We start from the raw sequence: 1,019 nt of genomic DNA on the forward strand, positions 1-1,019 counted from the left end.
CCGATGACCAAGCCGTCTCGAGCGTTGTCGTAAGGGCGTGGCGTCAGCTCAGGTTCGCCGTTGCGGCGGCTGGCGGCATAAAGCGAGTCGAATACATACACTTCGGACGGACAAAACTCTTCGCCGCCGCCAGCCAGCATCATATCAATCAGGCCGTATTTAATCGCTTCATAGGCATAACCAATGCCTTGGCTGCCCGAAGAACACGCGCTTGAAGTCGGAATAATGCGGCCTTTCAAGCCGAAGAAAATACCGATATTGGCGGCAGTCGTATGCGGCATCATGCGCACATAAGTATTGGCGTTAAAATTGCGCGATGTGCCTGTCAGCAAAAGTTCACCCATATCGCCAATGTCTTTAGTACTGCCGACAGACGAACCGCACGCTACGCCCATACGGCCGTCGGTAATGCGTTCATCCCCCAGCAAACCTGCATCCGTCAAAGCTTGTTCCGCCGCATCGACACACAAATGCGATACGCGCCCCATGCTTCTGAGCTGCTTGCGCGTCCAATATTCGGGAGGAGAATAGCCTTCAATCGGTGCGCCCAGTTGCGCTTCCAATTCGGGGAAACGTTCGCGCCAATCCATGTATTTGACGGCATTTTTTTCGGCTTTAAACGCCGCCTGTATGCTTTGCCAATCACGACCGAAGGCGGTAATGCCGCCTATGCCCGTTACTACGACTCTTCTGGTATTCAACACAAACCTCCGTTCACCGCAATCACTTGGCGCGTGATGTACGCCGCTTTTTCATCCATCAGGAAGCGCACCGCATGCGCCACTTCTTCCGGCAGCCCCATACGCGCGGCGGGGACGGCTTTCAAAATTTCTTCAACGGGTACATTTTCATCGACAATGTCCGTATCGATCAAACCCGGTGCCACGCAGTTGACGGTAATTTTGCGTTTTGCCAACTCAACCGCCAAGGCTTTTGCCGCGCCGATCAGGCCCGCTTTGGACGCGCTGTAATTGACCTGACCGCGGTTGCCCGTCAAACCGGACACCGACGCCATGCAC

The 1,019-nt window shown here is 54.9% G+C and carries 2 protein-coding genes; both read right to left on the minus strand.

What is annotated here, in order from left to right:
• Positions 1 to 704 (minus strand): beta-ketoacyl synthase N-terminal-like domain-containing protein (locus ACTHUT_RS21085; RefSeq protein WP_440419753.1); only part of this gene is annotated, 704 nt, incomplete at its 3' end.
• The coding region (locus ACTHUT_RS21090) for an SDR family oxidoreductase (protein ID WP_440419755.1) at positions 698 to 1,019 on the minus strand (322 nt) is incomplete at its 5' end. The genes ACTHUT_RS21090 and ACTHUT_RS21085, both read right to left, overlap by 7 nt.

The sequence above is a fragment of the Neisseria sp. P0022.S010 genome (assembly GCF_051956635.1).